The following is a 3723-nucleotide window of genomic DNA, read 5'->3' as shown; positions in this document are numbered from 1 at the left end:
AGTCCTGTAGTTAAATCTATGGAAAGTCCTGTAGGCAGATTAACTGCTGAGTAGTCCATAGTATCCCCATCGGGATCGGTAGCACTTATCTGCAACGAGATTTCAGCGCCTTCCAAATTATTCTGTTCTCCCGGGGAAGTAACCGTAGGAGCTTGGTTTACCCCATCTACCGAAACATTCCATATAAAGGTAATTGTGGTAGATTCCACAGGGGATCCGTCATCGGTCACCGTCACCTCAACCGAATATGGGCTGTTAGCAGCACTACCATCGGCGATAGTACCACTTATCAATCCTGTAGCTGAATCTATGGAAAGACCTGTAGGAAGTCCGGTCACTGCATAACTAAGATTATCGCCTTCAGGGTCACTAGCTGTGATTTGTAGTGATACTGTTTCTCCTTCATTATTAAATTGATTCTCTGAGTTTGCAACCACGGGTGGTTGGTTTCCAGAGGGCGAATTTACGGTTATGACTATTGTTGTAGTATGGTTCAGGGAGCCGTCCGTTACGGTTAAGCTTACCTCATAGACCCCTTCTGTGGTGAAAGTATGGACAGGATCTGGATCGTTATTTAATGGAGACCCATCCATGAAATCCCATTCATATCCCGTAACCTGTACATCGTCCGTAGAATTACTCCCAGTAAAGGTGACTGTCAAAGGAGCCTCTCCACTGGAGACATCTGAAGTGGCTATAGCCACAGGAGGATTATTATCCGAAACTACAGCGACAGTTACTTCATCCCAACTGAAATCGTTTTCATCATCCGTAACATTTAAACGAAACACATAAGTTCCTGGAATTAAATCGTTTGCCGTTAACATCGGGGTATTTGCATTTATCAGTGTAGCTGGTCCAGGTCCACTTGTCTGTGTCCAAAGGAAAGTTACCGGTCCCCCATCAGGATCTCTTCCTGTTCCATTTTGAGTTATCGAATTTACTGGTAAGGTAATCTCTTGATCAGGGCCAGCATCAACTTCGGGTGAACGGGATTCAACCACCCCTATCCCCGATATTTTCGGATTCTCAGTCACGGGTATTAAAGTAATGGTTAAACTACCATCCAACACCTCAATATTGGAGAAACTCTCTACCACTGCCGTTGCACTCCCCCCTGCAGCAGCTACTATATCATAGTTGTCAATTCTCGCTGCACCATTTTCAACATCTATATGGAACACCCTAGAGCCAACCCCACCAGTTGACCCACCGCCCGGCACTCCAAAATAGATTTCGGCAAAATGTAAATCCAAATTGTGCTTTCCGTTTACCACTGGTATTTCATAAGTAAGCCCAAAACTGCTTGAACTGAATCTCTCAGTTTGATATAAGGCATCGTTTTCGGTGTTGGCTATAGCGATATTATTACTGTGTATACCACCACCAGAAAAATACTGGTCTGCACTCCACAATTCCCCATTATAATCCAAATCCGGTCCACCGGAATTTATTCTTAAGGGAACAGGGTCTTTTAAAACGGTTACTATTACGTCATCTGAGGCTGAATCACCTTCATCATCCATTGCTGTTAATCGGAATTTATAAACACCTTCTATAAGGTCACTGACCGAGAGATCATCCGTGTTTTCATTGATGAGGGTAGCGGTATTTGGCCCACTGATCTGTGTCCATAAAAAAGTGGATATGGCACCTCCATCCGGATCATGTGCAGACCCATCCAGTACTATACTATTGGTCGGAAGGGAGATGGTCTGGTCCCCTCCCGCAGATACAATAGGCGGCAAGGAAGTACCTCCTGAAAGTAAGACTTCGATGCCAGAAATTTTCGGAAAATTGACAGTGGATGTAAGCGTTATAGTTAAATTTCCATCATTTACCGCAATATCTTTAAAGTGTTCAATGACCGCCGTGGCACTTCCTCCAGCAGCTACTACAATATCATAATCATTAATTAATCCCTGACCATTTTCAATTTCTATATTAAAAACCCTAGATCCCTCACCACCTCCAGATCCCGGCCCCGGAACACCAAAATATATTTCCGCAAAATGAAGGTTGAGATCGTAGGTGCCATCTGTAACCGGTATATTATAAATTAATGTACCCGAGGATGCGTAACGTTCTGTTTGGTACAATTGATCATTGGAAGTGTTGGCAATTTTCATATTGTTGGTTAGGGTAGACCCACCACTAAAAGATTGATCTTCGGACCATTCAAAAGAATTAAAATTATAGGCTGGCCCTCCCCCATTGATTCTCAATGCCATAAGTTCCTCCTCTACTGTTACGGTAACCTCATCAAAAACTGAGTTATTGCTACTATTGGTGACCGTAAGCCTGAAAACATATTCACCTACCATTAAATCGTTGACAGTAAGGTCTGCCGTATTCTGCCCGGTCAGGGTCGCAGTATTGGGACCACTTGCCTGGCTCCATAAAAAGGTAACAGGTCCACCCTCCGGATCGCTTCCGGTTCCATTCAACGTAACGCTGTTGACTGGCAATACTATTGTCTGATCCGCTCCAGCATTAACTACTGGATCCTCTCCAACTGGTGGAATAGAAGTGTTTTCGTAAATCCGCGGTCCTTTATCCTTTGTCCATCCATTGGAAACCACGTCTAAATCCCCGTCATTATCTATATCTACCACCATGGCAGAGTCATGGTGTTCCAAGCCTAGGGACCCATCATCGAGTATATGTTGGATCCATTGTCCACTGTTACACAAATCATTCTCGAAGGCTATCAGACGTTTACTGTCCAACCATTCCCCAACTACGATATCCATATCCCCATCGAAATCAATATCGATTGCGGATACACTCAGACTCCCACTAACAGAACTGCTAATGATGTGTTTTATCCACGGTTGTGTTGGGTCTTCGGGCGATTCAAACCAGGCAAGCTGCATACGGTCCGGATTGCCCCCTAAGCCTAATTGCCCCACAACACCGTCCAATCTTCCGTTACCGTTAAAATCCGCTAATTGTATACGGTCTGGAGTGGTGACATAACCTACGTTTATTGGAAATGTAGTCCAGGAACCATCGCCTTCGTTACGCAGCCAATTAATTCCTTGGTACAGGTCTAGCCTCCCATCCCCATCGATATCTCCTGCTTTGATATCTTCCCCCGAGGGGTCGTTACTAATATCTTCCAAAGTCCATGTACCCGTTGTGGGGTCGGTGGAAGGAGTCAACATTTGTACCGGAAAATTGGTAGATTCCGCACCGTTCCAGTTAATTGCCATTTGGTAAGGGGCTCCCAAGCCAAAATCGCCCCCAGTAATTCCTGCCAAAAAGGGTTCGTTGTACCCGCTATTTACCACCGGAATATTGTTATATACCGTGAAGTTCCCACTTCCATCGTTCTTAGCCCATAAAAGTCGCTCGCTTTGGTACTCCTTGCCCGGAACACCTATCTCCGTTCCCAAAAGATCCATATGCCCATCTCCATCAAAGTCGTACACATGTACCACGTTCCCAAAATTACCCCCTATGGTCTTTTTTTCCCAGTTACCTGAGGCAGAACCCGGATTTTTATACCACCAACCACCAGTTACTATATCTTTTAGCCCGTCACCGTCCAAATCGTAATCTGGGATAGTATAGACTGCTGTATACGAATGAGTTTCCAATTGATGAACGGCCCAAGAATCTGGGAAGGGAGTGGAATTGCACACTTCCTGATCAGTAATATTGACGGTTATCTCCTGAAACACCCCTGTGGGCACATGTCCTACATCGTACAGCTCCAGG

At 44.9% G+C, this 3723-nt stretch carries 1 protein-coding gene; it reads right to left on the bottom strand.

The features are described 5' to 3' along the window. On the bottom strand, positions 1-3723 hold a 3723-nt coding region (locus tag F1E73_RS16550; protein WP_150452599.1), incomplete at both ends, for a PKD domain-containing protein.

It is taken from the genome of Arenibacter lacus (assembly GCF_008711145.1).
GTDB lineage: Bacteria > Bacteroidota > Bacteroidia > Flavobacteriales > Flavobacteriaceae > Arenibacter > Arenibacter amylolyticus.
Note: the sequence above shows the minus strand (reverse complement) of the source record. Positions and strands in the feature narration are given on the sequence as shown.